The organism is Allobosea sp., from assembly GCF_051860145.1.
Lineage (GTDB): Bacteria > Pseudomonadota > Alphaproteobacteria > Rhizobiales > Beijerinckiaceae > Allobosea.
On sequence record NZ_JBHYEM010000062.1, the window covers coordinates 1 to 538 of the forward strand.

Here is a 538-nt window from a genome sequence, read left to right on the forward strand (position 1 = left end):
GCGATCCGGCCGGGCTCACGAATGCCGACCCGCTCCAGCAGCGCATGGATCCGGTCGCGCAGTTCGGCCCGGCTCAGCCGGATGCCATGCGCCGCATAGATCTCGCCGAGCTGCCTGCCGACCTTCATGATCGGGTTGAGCGCCGTCATCGGCTCCTGGAAGACGACACCGATCTGACGACCGCGAATAACCTGCCACTCCCGCTGCGTCAGACCCGACAGCTCGACACCGTCGAGCGCGATGGACCCCGTGGTCAAGCCGCGCAGTATCTTCGGTTGCAAGCCGGCAATGGCCTGCCCCGTCACCGATTTGCCGGACCCCGACTCGCCCACGAGGCAAAGTGTCTTGCCCGCAGCCAGGTCGAAGGAGATGTCGTCGACCGCAAAACTCCTGTCGCCGCCGACGGGAAGTCCGATCCGCAAATGCCGAACATTCAACATGGCGACCTCACAACATGCTCTGGCGGCGGCCGTCGAGCGAACGGCCGATGCCGTCGGCGATCAGCGTCAGCGCCAGGACGGTCAGGAACAGGGCGACG

Annotated in this window: 1 protein-coding gene; it reads right to left on the reverse strand. The window is 66.0% G+C overall.

What is annotated here, in order from left to right; translation table 11 throughout:
• Positions 1 to 422 (reverse strand): ATP-binding cassette domain-containing protein (locus ACTIF2_RS27705; protein ID WP_439500355.1); only part of this gene is annotated, 422 nt, incomplete at its 3' end.
• Positions 423 to 538: the final 116 nt, after the last annotated feature.